Here is a 21,361-nt window from a genome sequence, read left to right on the forward strand (position 1 = left end):
TATGCAGCGAGGCCTGCGTCATGAGAGGCCTGTTTACGACATGCGAAAAGCTTGCCGCGACGAGGCGCAAATAGACAAGCGTCAAAAGCCACGAGGCTCGAAAATTCATAAAAATCGATAGTGGCCGGGCCGAAGCCGCCGTCACTTGATGACGGCGGAACCCTTGACGATCTCGATCGTCTCGTCGCCGGAAAGCCCGATACGGTCGCCATCAGGCGTCGTCATGAAGCAACCGGAGGGGCAGACCCGCTCGGATGCGCCGGCATCCACGACGACTTCCACACGGTTGCCGCCTTCGGTGACGGTCAGCACCACGGCTGCATCATCCTTGTTGGTTACGGAGGCGGCCTGCGCCAGAGGTGCTGCGGAAAGGAGAAGAAGAAATGCGACTGCGGATCGTGTCACGGTATGCGACATAGGCTACACGCCCTCCCCTGGAGCGCTCGTCGCTGCCCAGCAGCGATCGATTGCATCAGGTTATAGCGCAAGACCTGTGAATGAGCGCTGAATGACCCGTTCAGCCTTTGAGCTTGCCGTCCGCCGTCTTGCTGCGCAACTGGCGCACCGGCCGCTCGTCTTCTACCGTCTCTATTTCCTCGACCTCGTCTTCAGCCGTGGCCTCCTCGGGCTCATCAGGCTTTTGGACAAGCACCTTCTCCGCATCCGCATTCGCCTGCCGATGGATGGTCAGATCGCTCTGCGGCAGCGGGATTTCGATACCCTCCGCCTTGAAGCGCCTCAGAATATCGATCCTCAGATTGTTGCGCACCGTCAGGCCGTCACCCATATCAGCCAGGAAGAAGCGCAGCTCGAAATCGAGCGAGTAAGGCCCGAAGCGCAGGAACTCGACATGCGGTTCCGGATTGCGCAGGATCAGCGGCACGGCCGCCGTCAGTTCCAGCAGAATATCCATCACCTTGCGCGGATCGGCCTCATAGCTTACGGAAACCGGGATTTCCGAACGTCCGAGCTTGTTGCGATGCGTCCAGTTGCCGACAAGCCCGTTGATGAGCTCCGAATTCGGCACGATGATCGACTGCTTGCGGAAGGTTTCGATTTCCGTTGCGCGCACCGAGATGCGCTTGACGATGCCTTCGGCCGTTCCCGAAACGACATGGTCGCCCACCTTGAAGGGGCGCTCGACGAGCAGGATCAGGCCGGAGACGAAGTTGGAAACGATGTTCTGCAGGCCGAAACCGATACCGACCGACAGCGCCGAGGCAACGAGCGCAAGATTGGAAAGGTCGATGCCCGCCGCCGAGATGCCGAAGATCGCCGCCACGCCGACGCCGAGATAGCCGATGCCGGTCTTGACCGAATTGCGCACGCCGAGATCGACATGGCTGCGCGCCATGACATTGCTGTCCAGCCACTTCTGCACCCAGCGCGTTGCGAGATAACCGCCGGCAAAGAGCAGGATGCCGGTGAAGATGCCGACGAGCGAAATGCTGATGCCGCCGAGCCGCACCTCGGTGAAAAGCCGGTAGGCAAGCAGCTGCAGGTCCTGCACGTGGAAGCCCCAGAGCAGCAGGATCAGCGGAATGCCCGTCAACAGCGCCACGGCATAGATCAGCAGGCCGACGACCAGCCCTACCTGATCGATCGCCACAGGCCCGAGCTTGAAGCGGGTCTCGAGAAAACGGCCAAGGAACGTATCGCCGAAATTGTCCTGCCGCGAGATCGCCTTGCCGAGCAGCAGGCCGATATAGGTCGTCACGATGATGGCGCTGGTGATGATGAGCTGGGTGGCGACGAAACGCGCCAGACCCACGTAGCCCGAAAGCGCCGCAAAGATGAGGCCCGCACCGAAGACGCGCAGCAGGATCGCCATGCCGCGCGGCCAGTGGCGGCCCGGCGCATCGGGATCGCCATTCTTCGCCAGCATCGGTTTTCCGAAGGACACGGCAATCAGGATGAGGCCGATGATCAGCGCCGCAAGCAGGCTGCGCACGACGGTCAGGACCAGCGGCGATCCCATCGCCTCGCCGATGGCGCCGAAGAGATAGTCGAGCGCGTTGACGACAGCCATGGCGATCAGGCAGTAGCCGACCGAGCGTGCGCCGAGATTGGAAAGGCGCACCAGCCGCCACGACGGATCATTCGGCGCAAAGACGGCGTTGACGAAGCGGCCGACGAAATAAACAAGGCCGATCGAGCCGAAGAGCGCGGCGATGACGGGCGTGATGTCGCTCCGCAGCACATTGAAGCCGTCGAGGAAGATCAGCGACGTCACCAGCAGCACATCGAGCGCCGCCGTGCGGATCAGCGTCGACCAGAAGGCAAAGGCAAGCCGGCTGATATAGGACGGTTCTTCGACATGGACGTCGCGCCGCAGATACTGGCCGAAGAGCCGGTAGCCGCCGGAGAGCAGGATCAAGGCCGTCGCGAGCGACAGCAAGATCGCCGCAAAAAGCGACAGGCTCTTGAACTTCCAGACGAAGGTGATCCAGCTTGAAAACGTCTGGGAAAACTCGCTCACTTCCTGAACGAAGGCGCTGGTCGCATCGTCGAAAACGGAGACGGAGATTTCGGTGCGCCGGAACAGCGTATCGGCAAAGAGCTGGCGGCGCGTCGCCGTGATCACGTTGGAAAGCTTGGTGATTGCGATCGACAGGTTTTCCGCATCACCCGTTACGGCATTGATCTGAGAGCGTTCCGATGTCAGCGCATTGCGCTCCTCGGTAACGATCTGCGCTTCCGGCGGCTGCCCGTCCTTCGGCGGTTCGCCAAGCTCGGCCAGGCGGCTTTTGATCTGATCGAAACGCGGGCGCAGGCTGACGGAGGTGGCGATAACGCCGCGGCCGAGTTCATCCGTCTGGCCGGCAAGCTCTACCAGAGCGTCGTCATTATCGGCATTCTGCTTGACGCGGTCCTGCAGCGAAGCAAGCTGGTTCTTCGCCTTGTCGATATCCTTCAGCGCCTGATCGAGCGCGCTGCTGGCAAGGGGCGCCTCAGCCGGCACTGCCTGGGCCGGGGTCGCCTGAGTCTCAGTTGCTTGGGTCCCAGTTGCCTGAGTCCCAGTTGCTTGAGCCGGGGCCGCCTGCGTCTGGGCATCAGCCGCGGGCTGCGTAGCCTGCGCGAAAGCGGCCTTTCCATCGAGATGCAGGCCGGCAACAGCCAGCGACAGCAGAAGAACGGTGCGAAGCAGCCAGTGTGTCAAGCGCAAGAAGTCCCCGCGTGGATTCGTCTCATCAGGTAATTGACCGCTTCTTATAGGAAAGAAAGGCGACAGAAAGGCGGAATCTCCAGATAACGGCTCAGAAACCGGCGCCGGGAAGCGCCAGATACGCCAGTTCGGCCTCGCTCGACTCCCGCTCGACGATGGCATTGCGATGCGGAAAACGCCCATATGTCGCGATCACGTCGCGGTGGCGAAGCGCATAGTCACGGAACTCCTCGTCGCCGAGCGCGGTAAAGAGCGCCATCGAACGATCCTGTTCGGCGAGGTCTTCCGCATGCTCGAACGGCATGTAGAAGAAAGCCCGCCGAATGCCTTGGACGGCCTGATCGGCGCCGACGGCAAGCGCCATCTTCGCCTCGCGCAGCGCCAATCCATCGGTCGAAAAGGCAAGCGGTGTCGCCCGGTAGATGTTGCGCGGAAACTGGTCGAGCACGATCACAGCGGCAAGCCGGCTTTCAGGACTGGAGCGCCATTCCTCGGTGACCTCAAGGGCAAGCGACAGGTGGGTTGCGCGAAATCGCGCCCGGATTTCCTCGTCCAGTTCGGCGCTCGAGCCGAACCATTCCTTTCGGCTGCAACGGATGAACCAGAAATCATAGACCTCGCCGGGCGTGCAGACGATATCCGTGTTCATGATCTCTCCCCCGTGAGCTTACAGAAAAGCAGGTCAGCTTACTGTAAAGACCAGTATCGCCTTCGTGCCGCGATGCTCTGGATCGTAGACAAGTTCGGATTTCAGGCTGCCGGCCATCGCGGCCAAGATCTTAGAGCCGAGGCCGGTTCCCTTCGCCGGGCCGGAAGGATCAAAGCCCTGGCCCGCATCTTCGACGGTGACCCTGAGCACATCGCTTTCCTGCTCGACGATAACATTGATCTCGCCCGGGCTGCCATTCGGATAGGCATATTTGAAGGCATTGGTGACGAGTTCGCTGACGATGAGGCCGAGCGTGATGACCTTGTCGGTGGCCAGATTGACCGGCTGAGAGGTCAGCACAACGCGATGCGGCCGCTTCTCGTCGCGCATCGAGGCTTCGAGTTCGGTCAGGAGGCTGCTCAGATACTCATCCACCTGCACCGTGCCGACCTGCCGGTTGGTGTAGAGGCGGCGGTGGACGCTGGCGATCGCATTGATGCGCATCTGCGTTTCCTGCAGCGCGTCGATCGCCACCTGGTCGCCGGTCATGGAGGATTGCATGCGGATCAGCGCACCGACGAGGCCGAGGCTGTTGGCGATGCGGTGATTGACTTCGGCAAGCAGCATTTCCGCATGGTCGCGCTGCTGGCGGATCACCTCCTGCGCCTGCGCCGTATCGCGGCGGAATCGCGCCCGCTCCAGCCCCTGTTCGAGGGCCGCGGCCAGAAGATCGAAATAGTCGGGGGAAATGCCTTTCAGAACATAATCGTCGGCACCAGCCTTCAGCGCTGCGACCGCAATGCTCGTATCGCCCGAACCGGTGGCGTAGATGACCGGCGGATGATCAGGCATCGCCGTGATGCGCGGCAGGATATCGAGCCCGGTTTCGGCCTTCAGGAAATGATCGAGAACGACGGCTTCGATACCGCCTTCGGCAAGCACCGCAAGGCCGGTCGCTCCGTCGCTCGCCCATTCGAGCTTGAAGCCGCGACGACCGAGATTCTTCCGCATCAGCAGCGCAAGCTCTTCATCGTCATCGATATAGAGGATACGGATCGCTTCACCCGTACCGCCTCTGGACTCGCTCATTCTGCCTCCGGGCATTTTCCCGCAGCAATACCGGCTGTGAGGCCGCCGAGTCTTTCTGCATGAGACTGTCGTATTGCATCGGCCAGCGCGCGTAAACAGCACCTGGCCTTTGGTATGATGTGACGCCTGATGCCAGACGGATCGAAGGAGAATGCCATCGAGAATGTCGACCTCTGCCGGCTGCGGCCGGAAGCCCCTCTATAAATTGCGAACACAGATACTGAAAATCAGGCCGTTAACGCAGGGGAAGGCAAATGGTTCCGAGGGCGAGTCAGCTTTTTTGAAAGCGGCGGTGGTGTGAAACTTCCGCACCCGCATCGGCTGAAAGTTGCAGGAAGCGCAGGCAGGACAAAAAGCCGATCATGCCGACCACGAAGAAAGCCCAGCGGAAGTCACCAAGAACAGGGTCCGCTGCGCCGCGAAACCCTGCGGAAATGTTGAGCACGGCGGCCGCAACGGCAACGCCAAGCAGCATGGAAATCTGCTGCAACATGCTCGACAGCGTCGAGGCCGAACTTCTCTGCGCCGGGCCGATATCGGCAAAGGACAGCGTGTTGAGGGCGGTAAATTCCATCGAGCGGGAAAGCCCCGCAATGAAGAGCAGCGCCGAGATGACGACCTCGGGGGTGTCAGGTGTCAGAAAGCCGCAGGCGACGATCGAGCCGGCGGCGATGACGCCGTTGAAGAAGAGCACGTTGCGGAAGCCGAAATACCGCAGCAGCGGCGTCGTCACCACCTTCATGCCGAGATTGCCGAGGAAATAAACAAGGAGATAGGTGCCGGCGGCGATCGAGCTCAGGCCGAAGCCGAGCTGGAACAGCAGCGGCAGCAGGAAAGGCGTCGCATTGATCGCCACACGGCAGGCCGTACCCGCCGAAAGCGTCGTCATCGAGAAGGTCTGCACCTTGAAGGCGGCCAGATCGAGCAGCGGATTGTCGACCCGCAGGAAATGCCGCGTCGCCATGACGGAAAGCACGATGCCCGCCACAAGCAGCACGACGAGGGGCACGAAGCCGCCCTGTGCTTTGACTGACAGTTCAAGTGCCGCAAGCAGCAGGGTCAGCCCCGCCGCACTGAGGAAAAAACCCTTGATATCGAGCGGCCCGACCCGCTCCTCGCGCTGTTCCGGCACGAAGCGCAGCACCAGCGTGATGCCGACGAGGCCGATTGGGATATTGATGAGAAAGTTCCAGTGCCAGCTGGCATAGGTGGTGATGAAGCTGCCGAGCACCGGGCCGACCACGGGTGCGGTCAGCGCCGGCCAGGTGATCAGGGCGATCGCCTGCACGAGCTCGGATTTGCGGGCGTTCTTGAGCACGATGATGCGCCCGACCGGCGTCATCAGCGCACTGCCCACACCCTGTACCGCACGGGCAATGACGAATTCGGTGAGGTTGCCGGACAGGCCGCAGAACAGCGACGCCACGGTGAAGACGGCAATGGACACGAGAAAGACGCGCCGCGCCCCAAACCGGTCGCCGAGCCAGCCGGAAAGAGGAATGAAGGCCGACATGGTGAGCATATAGACGGTGATGCCGATGCTCATGGCGACCGGCTGCACACCGAAGCTCGTTGCCATCTGCGGCAGCGAGGTGGTCACGATCGTACCGTCGAGGATCTGCATGAAGAAGGAAACGGCAACGACGAGCGCTACGATCTTCGCCTGGCGGACGCTTGCCGCCTCATCTGTATTGTCACTCGTCTGAACTGCAGTCATCGATCTGCCAAATGCGAATTCCGGATTGCGCGGGAAAAGGCGGGAGAACCGACAGGGCAAGCCGCGCGGAGGGATACAGTCTGCATACGCCCCTTATGCCGGATCGGAAAGGTCAAATGCCGCCAGGTCCGAGACTTTTGTAAACATGTTCGGCAACAATCCGAGATCAGCGGCCAACAGCCGCCTCAAGCGGCTTTGCGCTCACGCTTGCCGTCGAAAGCCTGCCGAGCTCCGACCTGCGGCTGGCGGTATCAAGTTCGGAGAAATCGTCGGGCAATTCGGACGTGACCTCGCCTTGCACCACGCAGTCGATCATGAACATCGGCCGGCGCTTATGCTCCTGCACGAGGCGACCGACATATTCGCCGAGCGTGCCGAGCGCAATCAGCTGGATGGCGCTCAAGGCCGATACGGCAGCCATGATGCTCGACCAGCCGGTAATGACATTGCCCTCGAACCATTGCACGAGCGTATAGATCAAAAGCCCGACCGCAAAGACGGCCGAGATAAGGCCCATCCAGGCGCTGACGCGCAGCGGAATGATCGAGAAACTGGTGATCGCATCGATCGCGAAACGGATCATCTTGCGCAGCGGATATTTCGTCGCCCCGGCATAGCGGGCATCGCGCGTATAACGCAGTGCCACCTGCCTGCCGCCGATCCAGCTCACCATGCCACGGATGAAACGATGCCGCTCCGGCATATTGAGCAGGATATGGACGATCCGCGCCTTCATGAGCCGGAAGTCGCCGGTGTCCTGCGGGATCGAGATAGAGGTGAGCCGCGTCAGAAGCCGATAGAAGACGGAGGCGGTGATGAGCTTGAACTTCGTCTCGCCCTTGCGTTCGCTGCGCTGCCCGTAAACGACATCGGCGCCCTGATCCATGATCGCCATCATCTCGGCCAGCAGTTCCGGCGGATCCTGCAGGTCGGCATCGATCAGCAGCACGCGCTCACCACGCGCCACAGCAAGGCCGGAGGTCGCCGCAAGCTGGTGGCCATGATTGCGCAGAAGCTTGACGCCGAGCACTTGCGGAATGTCAGCTGCAAGCCCCGATATCACGCCCCATGTATTGTCGCTGGAGCCGTCATCGACGAGGATGATCTCGAAGGAGCCGCCGGCAACGGCTTCCGCCGCCGCCTTCGCCCGTCGGCAGAATTCGCTCAAGCCTTCGGCTTCGTTGTAGCAGGGCGCGACGATGGAAAGCTTCGTCTTCACGTCAGCACCATCAACGGATTTGCCCATTTCCACCGAATCTCCTTGCTCCCCGCAGGGCAGCATGACCAATCACCTGAGGGCACACAAGACAGAGCACCCCTGCCCTGATGATTACTGCCACAAGGTGAGCTACCGGCTGTTTCCCGGCCTCTGGTGAAAATCCGCCTGAGACTCAGGGCTCGTACCGGCTGACCTCCAGCCCCGATCCGACCGGCAGCAGCACGCTGGTGATCCCTGGCTTGGTGCGGATGGCCCGGGCATAAATCTTCACGTCTTCAGTCACAGGATAAATCATGTTGTCGGCAACGATGATCGCGCCCGCATTGAGCTTCGGATAGAAGGCCTCGAGGCACGGCAGGTAGAGATCCTTCCAGAGATCGACGAGCACGAAATCCACCTTGCCCCGCAATTCGCGGATCATCGCAACCGCATCGCCCACCCGGAAATCGATATGTTCGGCAAGACCGGCTCTCTCGGCCATCGTCTGCGCATGGGCGGATTTATAGCCATGCACTTCCATGGTGATCAGCCGCCCGCCGGTCGCCCGCGCAGCTTCAGCAAGCCAGATGCCGGAATAGCCGAAGGAAGTGCCGAGCTCGAGAATGGTCGGCGCCGTCAGGTTTCGGACGAGAATGTTGAGAAACCTCCCCGTCTCCGGGCCAACCGCGCGCATCCGCTGATCCTGCCCGCCATCGCGTCCGCCCGGTACCTCCTGGCGCAGAGTGCCACGCTCCTCGTCGATCCTCTGGTGATAGGCACCGAGCACGTTGAGCACCTTCTCATCCAGCCGATGTTCGCCGAGATTGTTCTGTTTGTCATCGCTCATTGCCATTCCTCCAGGGATAGGCTTGCGACGGTAGATGCCGCAGCAAGGACTTCGCTCCAGCGAGTTAAATACCGGGGGCGTCTTCGGGCAAGCGCAGAATGTTTGGAAAGCGGAAACCGCCGATTCCCCGCAAACGGAGGCGGCGGATTCAGAAAAACAGAAAAAGCCAGCAAGCCTTTGACATCAAAGGCCTTGTTTCTGGATTCTGTTCTCTTCGAAGGAGAATTTGGTGGGTGATGTAGGGCTCGAACCTACGACCCGCTGATTAAGAGTCAGCTGCTCTACCAACTGAGCTAATCACCCGTCCGCGCTTGGCTGCGCGGTGTGACGGGGCATATAAATAGGATCGTCCGGCTTGTCTAGCGCCCCGTCGAAAATTCTTTGGTTAATTGCGAAGTTTTTTTGTCAGGAGCTGGAAATGCAATGAAATCAAAGGTCGAGCGTGCCGGTCGCAATCCGCACCGCCTGGCCGCCGATCCGGGCATTCGAAATGGTGCCGCCTTCGATATCCATATGCAGGTGGATGAAGGACGGACGGCCCATTTCCAGACCCTGTTCGATGAGGATCGGATGATGCCCGTCCGTCAGCCGGTCGAAATGATTGATCGCACCCGAGAGAGCGGCGGCTGCCGAGCCGGTGGCCGGGTCCTCGGAAATGCCCATGCCGCTCGCAAACATGCGGGCATGGAACTTGGCGACATGGTTCACGCCGCCACGGCAATAAATATAGGCCGAGGCTAGCGCGCCATCGACGAAGGGCACCGTCTTTTCCCAGAGCTGCGGATCGAACTCCAGGCGCTCTGCCGCGCCGACATCATGGACCGGCACCATCAGGAAGGGAACGCCGGCACTCCAGATCGACGGCACGTGATTCTCGAAGCCGATCTCGGTGGTCTTCAGCGACAGCGCGTCGGCGATGCCGAGCTTGTCGAGCGGCAGCGATATCTGTTGGGATTTGCGCGGCAGGTCGAATTCGGCAAAGCTTGCCTCGCCTTCCCGCAACCTGACGGCGCAGCGCACCGGGCCGACATTTTCTTCGAGCACCGACACGAGATCGAGCGTTCCCGCTCCATGCGCTTTCTCCGCCAACGCAATCGCCGTACCGACGGTCGGATGGCCGGCAAAGGGCAGTTCACGGCCGGGCGTGAAGATGCGGATGCGCGCCGTATAGGCGGGATTGTTGGCCGGCTGCACGAAAACCGTCTCGGATAGATTGGTTTCGCGGGCAACCGCCTGCATCGCCGCGTCGTCAAGCCCCTCGCCGTCAAAGATCACGGCCAGCGGATTGCCGGCAAGTTTGGTGTCGGTGAACACGTCGTAGACGCTGTAGCTTAACGCCACACTGGCCTCCTTGAATCGGTCATCGAGCCGCCAACCTGCCCGACAGCACACGCAAGTGCAAGCGTCAGGTCTACTTGCCCGCGAAATACCAGTCGATGATCGGCAGCATCGCGACATTGTAAGGCTGTGCCTTCGGATCGGCCGAGCGGATCGCAACCGCGCCGGCAATTTCCTTGTCCTCTGCGACCAGCATATGCGCGCCGATGAAATCGACCATCTCGTCTGCTGTCATGTCGAAACGGAAGAGCTTGAACAGCGAGACGGAACCGCGCACATGGCCCGCATAGAGCCCCTCACCCACGATCGCCTTGTCGAGATCCAGGCCCGTCTCCTCCATCACTTCGCGGCGCATATTGCTGTCGATATCGCAACGCCCGTCCACGACATCTTCCGGTTCCAGCGAGCCCGCAGCGAAATAGACCTGACCGGGGTTGGCCGTATGCGCCCCCATGCGGATAGCGACCAGCGCCCCATCGGAGGATTCGAGCACCGGATAGGAAAAGAGATGGATGGCGCCCTTCCGGTCCGGCTGGCGCCGCCACCACATGAAGGCCGAGAAAGGCGCGATATAGGCCTCACCCGCAATTCCGGCTTCGGACAGTTTCAGCCGATGCTGCAACACCAGCCGGCCATCGAACAGCGCCGGATTGACGGCGATTTCCCGCTCCCAGTTCTCGCGGATATCAGCCCTGTTGGCGACGACCAGCGGATGCTCACCCTCGAGCACGCGCAGATCGGCGCCGGCAACGGGAAATACCGTGCGTTCCGGCGGAAAGGCCGAAAGGTCTTCTGAAAAAGTCTCTGAAAAGCGAAGTGTCATAAGAGATCCAATGTCATGACGACGGGGCAATGGTCGGATGCCTTCGGCCTGTCCCAGCCGGTGCGCGGGTAGCGCTCCACCTGCTGCCCCGGCGGGAAGATGGTGCGGTATGGCTGTCCGTGGCGGATGATTTCGGGGATGCGCTTGGCGTTGGTGGCGGCAAGTGCCGGCGACAGCCAGAGATAATCGAGCTGGCAGAGCCACTGCTCCTCCGGCCCGCGCGAATGATAGAGCGTCCAGCGGTCAAGTGGCTCGCGGCGGCGCACGACATTTTCGGCAAACCCGTCCTTGCTGAAGACATCGAGCGCGCTTTCGGCTTCATCCTGATGCTCGAACCGATAGCCCGTGCCGCGCCGGCCGATGACGTCGACCCGCTCCTGATAGTCGTTCATGTCGCCGCAGATGACGAAGTTCTTGCTTGCGGTATGGCCTGCGCCGAACCGGTTCTCGATGATGCGGCGAACGGCACGAGCCTCCGCCCGGCGGATCGGCAGGGTCGATTGCCGCCCGTCCAGCCCCTCGCGCGGATTGCCCATCGATTTGAAATGCACGACATAGAGCGTCATCGGCACACCGCCGATCCTCAAATCCAGTTCCAGGCAGTCGCGCTTGAAGATCTTGTCGTCGAGCCGGTTGGTCTTGCCGATCTCCTCGTCGAAGAGATCGAATTCGCGATAGGTCACCATCGCATGGCTCTTGATATCCCTAAGCTCGATCTTCTGCCCGTCGCGCGTTTCCTCGCGCATCAAGACGGCGACATCGATGCCGCGGCTGTCATTGCCCTCGACCAGATATTTCTGCCGGTAGCCATTGCCGACCATGCGGTAGAGATAGCCATATTCGAAGGCCTGCAGGGCGGCCATATTGTCGATTTCCTGCAGGCAGAGAATATCGGCATCCGCATCGGCGATGGCGAGCGCCGTCATCTGCCTGGTATCGTCGGTCGACGCGATTACCCGTGCCTGCTCGAGCTGCTGGTAGGTGCCCTCGTTGCTGACCTCGAAGAGCTTGATGACGCGGTCCTGCCGGAGCTGGTTGCGATAGCCCGTGAAGTCGAAGCGGGTGAGCAGGTTTTCGACATTGAAAGTGGCAAGGCGAAGCGACATCAGGCATTCCCGGTTGGATCGACGCCAATTACTAGAGCAATTCCAGCAAAAGTGTGCAGCGGTTTTGCGTCCGGAATCGCTTGAAAACAGTTAAAGTCGAATACGCGCTTCGAAAAGCCGTTTGTCCGTCAGAGCCGCCAGCCGGCGCGGATGACGACATGCACCGCCTCATCAGGCACGACAGCCACGCGGCTATAGGCGCGCAGCGTCTGGCCGTTACCGAGGGTCAGCTTCACGGCATAACGTTCGCCTTCGAAGAGCACGGATTCGACCGTCGCGGGCGCCCCCTCGCTACCGATGATGACATCTTCCGGCCGCACCAGAATATCGGCGCCATCGATATTGGCGGCATGCAGCACCCCCTCCAGCTCGTCCCATTCGAGCTGGCGCTCACCGCCCATGACCGGCAGCGTGACGATCGCGCCGCGGCCGATCAGCCCGCCGACCATGCGCCCTTCCGGCCGCGCATAGATTTCCGCCGGCGGCGCCACCTGCAACAGCCGCCCCTCGGACATGACTGCAACATCGGTTGCCAGCGCCATCGCCTCGCTCTGGTCATGCGTCACATAGATCATCGTTGCACCGGAGCGCTGGTGAAACTCGCGGAACGTCTCCTCCATCTCCTGCTTCAGATGCCGGTCGAGATTGGCAAGCGGCTCGTCGAGCAGCACGACATCGGGCGATGTCACCAGGCAGCGGGCCAGCGCCACGCGCTGCCGCTGGCCGCCGGAGAGATCGGCCGGCCGCCGCTCGGCATAATCGACGAGGCGCACGGTCGATAGTGCCTCTCTCACCTTGGCCTTGTAGGCCGCGCCCGATATGCCGCGAACTTTCAGCGGATAGCCGACATTGTCCGCCACACTCATATGCGGCCAGAGCGCATAGGACTGGAAGACCATCGCCATGTTGCGCTTCTCCGGCGGCAGCGATTGCGAGGCATCGGCCAAGAGCCGCTCGCCGAGATGGAGGGATCCGTCAGTCGGCGTCTCGAAACCGGCAATCATCCGCAGAACCGTGGTCTTGCCGCAGCCGGAGGGGCCGAGCAGCGCCAGGAAGCCGCCCTCGCGCACATCGAGCGAAAAGCCGCTGACCGCAGCCCTGCCCGTGCCGAAATCCTTGGCCACCTGATTGAGGATCAGCTTCGCCACGGCACTACTCCCTTGGGCAGATGTTTCGCCAGAAGCTCCAGAAGCAGCATCATGGCGACGACCATGAAGACGACGAGCACGGAAAGAGCCGAGGCAAGATCGGAACTGCCGCTGTCATCGAGATTATAGATGGCGACACCCAGCGTCTGCGTACCCGCCGACCAGAGCAGCGCCGAAATCGTCAGTTCGTTGCAGGCGATGAGAAAGACAAGGATGACGGAAGCACCCGCTGCCGGCGCAATCAGCGGCACGATAATATCTTTCAGCCGCCGGAAGAAGCCGGCACCGGACAGCCTTGCCGCCTCTTCCAGCGCCGGATCGAGCTGATGGAAGGCGCTGACCACAGGCTTCAGGCTGACGGCGAAGAAGGAGGAGAAATAGGCGATGAGGATGATCCAGACCGTGCCGTAGAGCGTGACGTTCAACACCGGGATCGGCGCGGCAAAAACGAGGATGAAGCACACCGCCATGACGATGCCCGGCAGCGAATAGGGTATTTCCACCAGACTGGAGACAATACGCGACAACGTATCCTTACGGCGCGTCAGCGCATAGGCCGCAAGCACAGTCACGAAAAGCAGGCCGACCGCTGCCCCGCTGGCCAGCGACAGCGAATTGATAAAGGCCGTGCGCGTCACCGCCTGCCGGAAGAGAATTTCCTCGAAGGCATGGAAGGTCATGGTCTTGAGGGTAAGCGGCACGCCATAGGCCGGCACAAGCGCGCCTGCGACGAGCGCGAAGAAGGGTGCGGCCAGCATGAAGAACAGGATGATCCAGAGCAGCGGCGTGAAGATGAGCTTCCACCCGCCGAGTTCGAAGGCAGCCGTCGCGCCCGAAAGGCCGATGACGCGGTAGTCCCGCCCGCGTAGCGCCCGGTCCTGAATGGCAAGACCAGCGACCGAAATCAGCGCGATGATGGCAGAGAGAAGTGCCACATCGCCGAAGGTCCGGCCGGTAAAGGCGGTAAACTTCGAAAAGATCAGCGTCGGCAGCGTGAAGATCGAGGCCGGAATGCCGAGAATGGCCGGAATGCCGAAATTGCCGGTGCAGGAAACGAAGGAGATCGCCGCCCCCGCAATAACGCCCGGCAGCGATAGCGGTAGGATGATGTCGCGAAAGACGCGCAGGCTTGAGGCGCCCGAAAGCCTTGCCGCCTCCACCCCGTCGCGCGGCAGGGTCATCAGCCCTGCCCTCAGCGCCAGATAGACAAGCGGCGCATGCTGCACGCCATAGAGCAGCGCAATGCCGCCGACCGAATAGAGCGGCTGCGGCGACCCCAGCGGCGGCGCAATATGCAGCGCCTTCAGAAGCGGGCTCGACGGCCCCGACATCTGCACCCAGGCAAGTGCCGTCACCTGCGGCGGGATCATCATCGGCAGCACGAAGAAGAAGCTGAGCGGCCCCTTGGCCGGAATATCCGTCAGCGTCAGCAGATAGGCGAAAGCGCAGCCGATGGCGAGCGAGATGATCGTGCCGAGGATCGCCGTGACGATGGTGTAATAGACCGCCGACCAGACCATGGGATCGGAGAGAACCACCATGACGCCGCCATTGGCGAAGGCGGAAATGCCGACGACCGCGAGCCGCGCCAGAGGCAGCACGCTAAGAAAAAGCACCACTGAAACGATAAAAGGAAACAGCCAGACGGGCTGGCTGTTTCCTGGACGTACATAGCCCTGCATGGGTCTATTATTTCGAACCGAAGAGATCCGTAAAGGTCTTCAGATCCTTATCGGTATTCTTGAGAGCTTCGGCAGCATTGACCGGCAGAACCTTGATCGTGTCGCGTGCCGGGAAGCCCGCGGGCAGCTTCATGCCGTTACGAGCAGGGATATAGCCGAGCTTCAGGAAGCCTTCCTGGCCCTTTTCGGAGAGAACGTAGTCGACGAACTTCTTGGCAGCGTCGACGTTCTTGGCGCTGGCGAGAATGCCGACCGGCTCGGTGACGGCCGAAACACCTTCGCTCGGGAAGACGAACTCGACCGGAGCACCCTTGGCCTTTTCTCGGATCGGCAGGTAATCGACGACCACGCCGTAAGCCTTCTCGCCAGAGGCGACAGACTTCAGGACAACGCCATTGCCGCCGGAGGCGACAGCCGCATTATCTGCGAGCGACTTGTAGAAATCCCAGCCGAGGCCTGGAACAGCGGCCAGCGTCTGTGCGTGGATGAGAGCGGCACCCGAAGCAAGCGGGCTCGGCATGGTGACGAGGCCCTTGGCTTCCGGCTTGGCGAGGTCCTTCCAGCTCGTCGGCTTCATGGCAGCCGACGTGTTGTACATGATGCCGGTCGTGATCAGCTTCGTGGAATAGTAGTAGCCGTCGGAATCAAAGAGCGAAGCGTCGTAATTGGCAGCTTCCGGCGACTTGTAGGCGAGCAGCTTGCCGTCTTCCTTCAGGCGCTCGAGCGTCACGACATCGGCGATCAGCAGAACGTCGGCAACCGGGTTGCCGGCCTGGATCTCAGCCTGCAGCTTCGCCATGATCTTCGGCGTGCCGTCGCGTACCCAGTCGACCTTGATATCGGGATTGGCGGCCATGAAGCCGTCGACGGTCGCCTGCGCATCTTCGTTCGGCTGGCTGGTGTAGAGAACGAGGTTTGCGGCGGAGGCTGGGATGGCGAAAAGGCTCGCGGCGAGAAGCGCTGCGGCGGAAACTAGAGTTTTCATGGAAGGAATCCTCGGATTGCGATGCCCCTCCCTTATTAGGGGCGTTTAACACCGATGTGACAGGGCAAGGTAGCTTCAACCTGATCGTCTATGCCAGTTGAGCGGCCGCACCTTCTCATCTTCCTTCTCCACAAAAACACGTATTTTTCCAGCGGGTCTAAAGCAAAACCATATGAACTTAAGATTGAATCGCCTACAGCTCCGCACGCCGATCCGTCTTTACCTATGCCCCGCAACAAGGCTCGCCATTGGAACTGGGATTGCTCACCGCCGAGTCCTGCAGGCCCGCTCGCCAGGCTCTGCTCCAAGCGGTCGGCAGAAATGAACGCCCAGGCTTCGTCCGTGCCCTCTCCTCAGAATGGAACGAAGTCAACCGATACTCGCGGCAGACATGATCCGCGCGTTGCGGACAGAAAAATAGCGCTTGTCCCGGAGTGCTCAACGCGCCTCGCGTCGAAATCAGTCGGCTATTCCCCTCGCGCGAGCGGCGGCGAAAGCGTAAAATCACGCAGGCGTGAACATCTTGCCGTTTGACGGCGGCCCGTGTTGCGGTACGTCAATCAGGCCATTTTCATGAGGAGGAATTTCAATGGAATATCGTTTGCTCGGCCGTTCCGGCCTTAAAGTTTCCACCGTGACCATGGGCACGATGACCTTCGGCGGCGTCGGCTGGGCCAAGACCGTCGGCGATCTCGGCGTGCAGGAAGCTCGTCGCATGGTCGATATCTGCCTCGATGCCGGCGTCAACCTGATCGATACGGCCAATGTCTATTCCGCGGGCGAATCCGAGCGCATCATTGGCGAAGTGCTCGGCGGCAAGCGCCCTGATGGAGTGCTGCTCGCCACCAAGGCCCGCTTCGGCATGGGCGATGGCCCGAACGATCGCGGCCTGTCGCGCTACCACCTCATCCGCGAATGCGAGGCAAGCCTCAAGCGCATGAAGACCGACGTCATCGACCTCTACCAGGTCCATGAATGGGACGGTGAGACGCCGCTCGAAGAGACGATGGAAGCGCTCGATACGCTCATCAAGCAGGGCAAGGTGCATTATGTCGGCTGCTCGAACTATTCCGGCTGGCACATCATGAAGGCGCTCGGCGTTGCCAATGAACACAAATACCAGCGCTTCGTCAGCCAGCAGATCCACTACACACTGGAATCCCGTGACGCGGAATACGAATTGCTGCCGATCTCGATCGACCAGGGTCTCGGTGTACTCGTCTGGAGCCCGCTCGCCGGCGGCCTGCTCTCCGGCAAACATCGCCGCAATGCCGCCGCCCCTGAAGGCACCCGCCAGTTCGCCGGCTGGACCGAACCGCCGATCCGCGACGAAAACCGCCTCTGGAACATCGTCGAGACGCTGGTGGCGATCGGTCAGGAACGCGGCGTTTCCGCAGCACAAGTTGCGCTCGCCTGGCTGATCGGCCGCAAGGCAGTCACCTCAGTGATCATCGGCGGCCGCACAGAAGCCCAGTTCAAGGACAACCTCTCCGCCGCCAACCTGAAGCTTTCGGATGAGGAGCGCAAGCGCCTTGACGACGTCAGCGTGCCGCCGGTCATCTACCCCTACTGGCACCAGCTCAACACGGCGAATGATAGGCTGAGCGAAGCCGACCTCGAGCTTTTCGCCCCGCACGTGAAGAAGTAAACTCTCCAAAGCGTTGCATGGCGGAAAATCAGCGTCACAAAAGATGCATTTCCGCTATGCTATTGTGAATCCCCGCCCCCACCACGAGGTTCACCATGCTCCGGAATTACAAGGTGCTGAAGGGTACAGCTTCGGCGCTCGCCCTTGACGACGACAACGACCCGCATATCGAACTCCGCATCGAGGCCGGTGGCATCAGCTATCGCATTGCCATGAACGTGCGCTCGAAGGAATCGCCGCACGACTTGCTCTACGCCAATGTCATGGATTTCCAGCATGAGACACTGACGGCCGAACTCGCCGTCCTGCCGATGGGCCTCACCGACATCAGAGGCGACCGGCAGGATCTGGCGATCGACTATGTGCGCGGCGGCATGATCGAGCGCGAGGATATGAATGTCGCGCCCTTCCAGCTCGACGGCCCGAAGAACGACCTGCGCGATTTCATCGAACCCATCGTGCAGGAAGGCATCGCCGACAAGTCCATCCACTTCTACGCCTTCGGCGAAGCCTGGGGACCGGAAAACAACAAGCCGGATGAGTATTTCGGTTTCGAGCCCGGCAACGGCATCCACGACATTCACATGAATCAAGGCGACAGCGGCAGCTTCCGCGCCACCAATGCGCCCAATCAGGACGGCGCACTGCTGATCCACTTCTCGGATGAGGACCATTGGGCGGCGATCTTCCTCGGCTTCCAGTCGCAGAACTGGAATACAGATGCTACCTCCGGCCACCCTGTCGGCGACAACAGGGGCGGCCAGGGCCGCGGCGAAGGCACCCGCCGCCCGCAGCCGATCGTTGCCTCGTCACTGCGCATCGTCGCCGCCATGATCAATCCGGTGAACCGCGCTGACGGCACCGAGGACGAGACGGTGACACTCATCAATCGCTCGGATGTGGCGATGTCGATCGAAGGCTGGTCGCTGGAAGACGGCGAAGGCCGCCGGCAGAAACTGACGGGCTCGCTCGCCTCGGGCGAATTCCGCACCATCACGCTCGATCCTGAGAATGGCGGCCCGCAGCTCGCCAACAAGGGCGGCGATATCATCCTCATCAATGCCGATGGCGCGGTTGCCGATCGTGTCGGCTACGGCAAGAGCGAAACCGCGAACGAAGGCTGGACGACGATCTTCTGATCGCCGCCCAACCCTAATTTTTATAGGCCTCAAGTCACATCAGCCGATCTCGCTGGCGATCAGCCTGCCGAGACGGCTGATGCCCTCATCGATCATCTGGTCGTTGGCGCAGGAGAAGCTGACGCGGAACGTATTGGCGCCCGAACCATCGGCAAAGAAGGCCTGGCCCGGCACGAAGGCAACCTTGGCGCTTTCGAGCGACCTGGCAAGCAGCTTGGCGCCGTCCATGCCCTCTGGCAGCGTCACCCAGATGAACATGCCGCCTTCCGGCTTGGTCCAGCTCGTGCCCGAAGGCATATACTTTTCGAGCGCGGCCAGCATGGCGTTGCGGCGCTGGCTGTAGACCGCCCTGACCTTGGCGACCTGCGCATCGAAGCCGCGCTCGGTGACTTCCGAAATCGCCATCTGGTTGATCGTCGAAGAATGCAGGTCGGCCGCCTGCTTCATCAGCACCAGCTTGCGGATGACGGGCGCATTGGCAACGATGAAGCCGACGCGCAGGCCTGGCGCCAGCGTCTTGGAGAAGCTGCCGCAATAGATCGTGCGCGTATCGTTGATATGGCCCTTCTCGGCAATCTCCAGCGCCAGGATCGGCGGGATCGGATCGCCGTCATAGCGCAGCGACTGGTAAGCGGCGTCTTCGATGACGGCGATGTCGAGCTCTTCGGCAAGTTTCAGAACCTTCTCGCGGCCATCGCGGTCGACGGTCTCGCCGGTCGGATTGGAGAAATCGGCCGAGAGATAGGCGAATTTTACCTTGCCGCCCTTCTGCGCCGCGGCCTCGCGGTAAGAATCCGGCGTGCGGTTGCCGCCGGGCGTCAACTGGTCGTAGGACGGCTCGTAAGCGTTGAAAGCCTGCAGAGCGCCGAGATAGGTCGGCCAGGTGACGAGGGCAGTATCGTTGGGCGACAGGAACAGCTTGCCGAGATAATCGAGGCCCTGCTGCGAACCGGAGACGATGAAGACATTGTCGAGCGCGCACGGAATGCCGAGTCCCGCCATCTGCTTGATGAGCCACTCGCGCAGCGGCTTGTAGCCTTCGGAAACAGAATATTGCAGCGCTGAATTGACGGCCGAACTGTCGAAAATGTCAGCATAGGCCTGCTTGAACTCCTTGTCCGGAAACAGCGCGGGGTCAGGAATGCCGCCGGCGAAGGAGATGACATCCGGTCGGTCGAGAAGTTTCAGAAGCTCGCGGATTTCCGAAGCGCGCATTCTTGTAGAGCGCGTCGCAAACATATTGTCCCAGTTCAGCATGGGGTTTCCTCGTATTTTTTATAATATCAGCAGCTCACCATGCAGTGGAATTTATGTCAATAATGCTGACCTATTTTCTTGTCACTGTGACAAGTTTGGAAGTCCTGTATTCCAGAGCCTTGATGCCGATTGGGCTGCCGTTCGAGATTTCATGCAGCCGAACCGAATGGCCTGCCTCGTTGCGTGAACGTTCGCCACATCACGCGATTATTCCTTTGATCAAAAGCAGAAACCGGCCGATTCAGACCTTTCCAAAACCGGCCCGGCGGCAGTAGTGTGCCGGCCATTATTCAATGGACTATCAAGGTGCCAGCAATGACTGCGACGTCGACCTCTCCTGAAATCAAAATCGAATTCCACAAGTCTCCCGTCTCCGACGCCGACCGCATCCGGGCACTGGAAACGCCCGGCTTCGGCAAGGTCTTCACGGATCATATGGTCCTGGCGCGATGGACTGCCGACAAGGGCTGGCACGATGCAAAGGTTACGCCGAGGCGCCCGCTGGAACTCGACCCTGCAAGCGCCGTGCTGCATTACGCTCAGGAAATCTTCGAGGGCATGAAAGCCTACAAGGCGGAGGATGGCCGCATCCTGCTCTTCCGGCCTGAAGAGAACGCCCGCCGCTTCGCGCAGTCGGCAGCCCGCATGGCAATGCCCGCAGTGCCGGAAGAACTCTTCCTGAAAGCCGTCGAAGAACTGGTTCGTGTCGACAAGAACTGGATACCCTCCGGAGACGCCAGCCTCTACCTTCGCCCCTTCATGTTCGCCAACGAGGCGTTCCTCGGCGTTCGCCCGGCGCAGGAATATATCTTCTGCATCATCGCCTCCCCGGTCGGCGCTTATTTCAAGGGCGGCGCGAAGGCTGTCTCCCTCTGGGTCGAGACCGCCTATACGCGCGCAGCCGCCGGCGGCACCGGCGCCGCAAAATGCGGCGGCAACTATGCGGCCAGCCTCGTGGCGCAGGCTGAAGCGGCGAAGAAGGATTGCGATCAGGTCGTCTTTCTCGATGCAGCAGAACATCGCTGGGTCGAAGAACTCGGCGGCATGAATGTCTTCTTCGTCATGAATGACGGATCGGTCGTGACCCCGCCGCTTGGCGGCACGATCCTGCCGGGCATCACCCGCGCCTCGGTCATCGTGCTCGCCGAAGAAAAGGGCCTGCGCGTCGAACAGCGCCCCTACTCCTTCGAAGAATGGCGAGCTGATGCAGCAAGCGGCAAGCTCGTCGAAGCCTTCGCCTGCGGCACGGCCGCGGTCCTCGCCGGCATCGGCCTGGTTCGGCACGCCGGCGGCGAGTTCCTGGTCGGAGACGGACAGACCGGCAAGCTGACATCAGAACTGCGCCAGCAACTCGTCAGCCTGCAGAAGGGCGTAACGAACGATGAGCGCGGCTGGACGCGCCTCATCTCTGCCTAAAGCTAGATAACCGAAACGCAGCAGCGTTCTCGACGGGTAGAGCTACAGTGACAACTTCGAAACCGGGCGCACCGCCCGGTTTTTTTATGGCCGGGGCAGCCATGTGATAACGGAGATTGCATCGACGCCGAAAACGGTTCGCCATTGATCAAC

The 21,361-nt window shown here is 61.0% G+C and carries 17 protein-coding genes and 1 tRNA gene; 3 read left to right on the forward strand and 15 right to left on the reverse strand.

Annotated elements, in window-relative coordinates:
* Nucleotides 1-141: 141 nt before the first annotated feature.
* From AC1DTN_RS10940 to AC1DTN_RS11005, 14 genes are all read right to left on the reverse strand, one after another.
* Nucleotides 142-417, reverse strand: coding sequence for a hypothetical protein (locus tag AC1DTN_RS10940; RefSeq protein WP_051942148.1), 276 nt, complete (start codon nucleotides 415-417; stop codon nucleotides 142-144).
* A 100-nt stretch (nucleotides 418-517) separates the two neighbouring features.
* Nucleotides 518-3,166: a mechanosensitive ion channel domain-containing protein gene (locus AC1DTN_RS10945; RefSeq protein ID WP_477920890.1), complete on the reverse strand. Its 2,649-nt coding sequence runs from the start codon at nucleotides 3,164-3,166 to the stop codon at nucleotides 518-520.
* A gap of 91 nt (nucleotides 3,167-3,257) precedes the next feature.
* On the reverse strand, nucleotides 3,258-3,815 hold the full coding sequence (locus tag AC1DTN_RS10950) for a DUF924 family protein (protein ID WP_477920892.1): 558 nt from the start codon (nucleotides 3,813-3,815) through the stop codon (nucleotides 3,258-3,260).
* A gap of 33 nt (nucleotides 3,816-3,848) precedes the next feature.
* A complete protein-coding gene (locus tag AC1DTN_RS10955) occupies nucleotides 3,849-4,904 on the reverse strand; it encodes a sensor histidine kinase (protein WP_477920893.1) in 1,056 nt (351 codons plus the stop codon).
* Nucleotides 4,905-5,175: 271 nt separating this feature from the next.
* The gene (locus AC1DTN_RS10960; protein WP_477920894.1) at nucleotides 5,176-6,621 is read right to left on the reverse strand and encodes an MFS transporter; all 1,446 of its coding nucleotides are present in this window, start codon (nucleotides 6,619-6,621) and stop codon (nucleotides 5,176-5,178) included.
* A gap of 166 nt (nucleotides 6,622-6,787) precedes the next feature.
* Nucleotides 6,788-7,867, reverse strand: a complete 1,080-nt coding sequence (locus AC1DTN_RS10965; protein ID WP_477920896.1) for a glycosyltransferase family 2 protein — start codon at nucleotides 7,865-7,867, stop codon at nucleotides 6,788-6,790.
* Between the two features lie 145 nt (nucleotides 7,868-8,012).
* On the reverse strand, nucleotides 8,013-8,666 hold the full coding sequence (locus tag AC1DTN_RS10970) for an O-methyltransferase (RefSeq protein ID WP_439015852.1): 654 nt from the start codon (nucleotides 8,664-8,666) through the stop codon (nucleotides 8,013-8,015).
* 227 nt (nucleotides 8,667-8,893) lie between these two features.
* Nucleotides 8,894-8,969 (reverse strand) — tRNA-Lys (locus AC1DTN_RS10975).
* Between the two features lie 126 nt (nucleotides 8,970-9,095).
* Nucleotides 9,096-10,007, reverse strand: a complete 912-nt coding sequence (locus AC1DTN_RS10980) for a PhzF family phenazine biosynthesis protein (protein ID WP_477920898.1) — start codon at nucleotides 10,005-10,007, stop codon at nucleotides 9,096-9,098.
* A 70-nt stretch (nucleotides 10,008-10,077) separates the two neighbouring features.
* Nucleotides 10,078-10,827 (reverse strand): NUDIX hydrolase, encoded by a 750-nt coding sequence (locus AC1DTN_RS10985; protein ID WP_477920899.1) that lies wholly within the window; start codon nucleotides 10,825-10,827, stop codon nucleotides 10,078-10,080.
* Nucleotides 10,824-11,933 (reverse strand): endonuclease/exonuclease/phosphatase family protein, encoded by a 1,110-nt coding sequence (locus AC1DTN_RS10990; RefSeq protein WP_477920900.1) that lies wholly within the window; start codon nucleotides 11,931-11,933, stop codon nucleotides 10,824-10,826. Before AC1DTN_RS10990 ends, AC1DTN_RS10985 begins: the two co-directional genes overlap by 4 nt.
* Before the next feature lie 128 nt (nucleotides 11,934-12,061).
* Nucleotides 12,062-13,081 (reverse strand): ABC transporter ATP-binding protein, encoded by a 1,020-nt coding sequence (locus tag AC1DTN_RS10995; protein ID WP_477920902.1) that lies wholly within the window; start codon nucleotides 13,079-13,081, stop codon nucleotides 12,062-12,064.
* Entirely contained in the window at nucleotides 13,069-14,763 is a 1,695-nt protein-coding gene (locus AC1DTN_RS11000) for an ABC transporter permease (protein ID WP_477920903.1), read from the reverse strand. The genes AC1DTN_RS10995 and AC1DTN_RS11000 overlap by 13 nt, the downstream gene beginning before the upstream one ends.
* A 7-nt stretch (nucleotides 14,764-14,770) precedes the next feature.
* Nucleotides 14,771-15,748, reverse strand: coding sequence for an ABC transporter substrate-binding protein (locus AC1DTN_RS11005; protein ID WP_477920904.1), 978 nt, complete (start codon nucleotides 15,746-15,748; stop codon nucleotides 14,771-14,773).
* Nucleotides 15,749-16,337: 589 nt separating this feature from the next.
* Here AC1DTN_RS11005 and AC1DTN_RS11010 point away from each other — a divergent pair.
* Complete coding sequence (locus AC1DTN_RS11010; RefSeq protein WP_477920905.1) at nucleotides 16,338-17,396, forward strand: aldo/keto reductase; 1,059 nt, start codon at nucleotides 16,338-16,340, stop codon at nucleotides 17,394-17,396.
* A 95-nt stretch (nucleotides 17,397-17,491) separates the two neighbouring features.
* Nucleotides 17,492-18,535 carry a DUF2278 family protein gene (locus AC1DTN_RS11015; RefSeq protein ID WP_477920906.1) on the forward strand — a complete coding sequence of 348 codons (1,044 nt, stop codon included), beginning with the start codon at nucleotides 17,492-17,494 and terminating at the stop codon, nucleotides 18,533-18,535.
* A gap of 39 nt (nucleotides 18,536-18,574) precedes the next feature.
* On the opposite strand, the gene AC1DTN_RS11020 is transcribed toward AC1DTN_RS11015, so the two are convergent.
* Nucleotides 18,575-19,792: an aminotransferase-like domain-containing protein gene (locus AC1DTN_RS11020; protein ID WP_477920908.1), complete on the reverse strand. Its 1,218-nt coding sequence runs from the start codon at nucleotides 19,790-19,792 to the stop codon at nucleotides 18,575-18,577.
* Between the two features lie 315 nt (nucleotides 19,793-20,107).
* Here AC1DTN_RS11020 and AC1DTN_RS11025 point away from each other — a divergent pair, with 315 nt between their 5' ends.
* Entirely contained in the window at nucleotides 20,108-21,208 is a 1,101-nt protein-coding gene (locus AC1DTN_RS11025; RefSeq protein ID WP_477920909.1) for a branched-chain amino acid aminotransferase, read from the forward strand.
* The last annotated feature ends 153 nt before the right edge of the window (nucleotides 21,209-21,361 follow it).

The sequence above is a fragment of the Rhizobium sp. 01T444 genome (assembly GCF_056398305.1).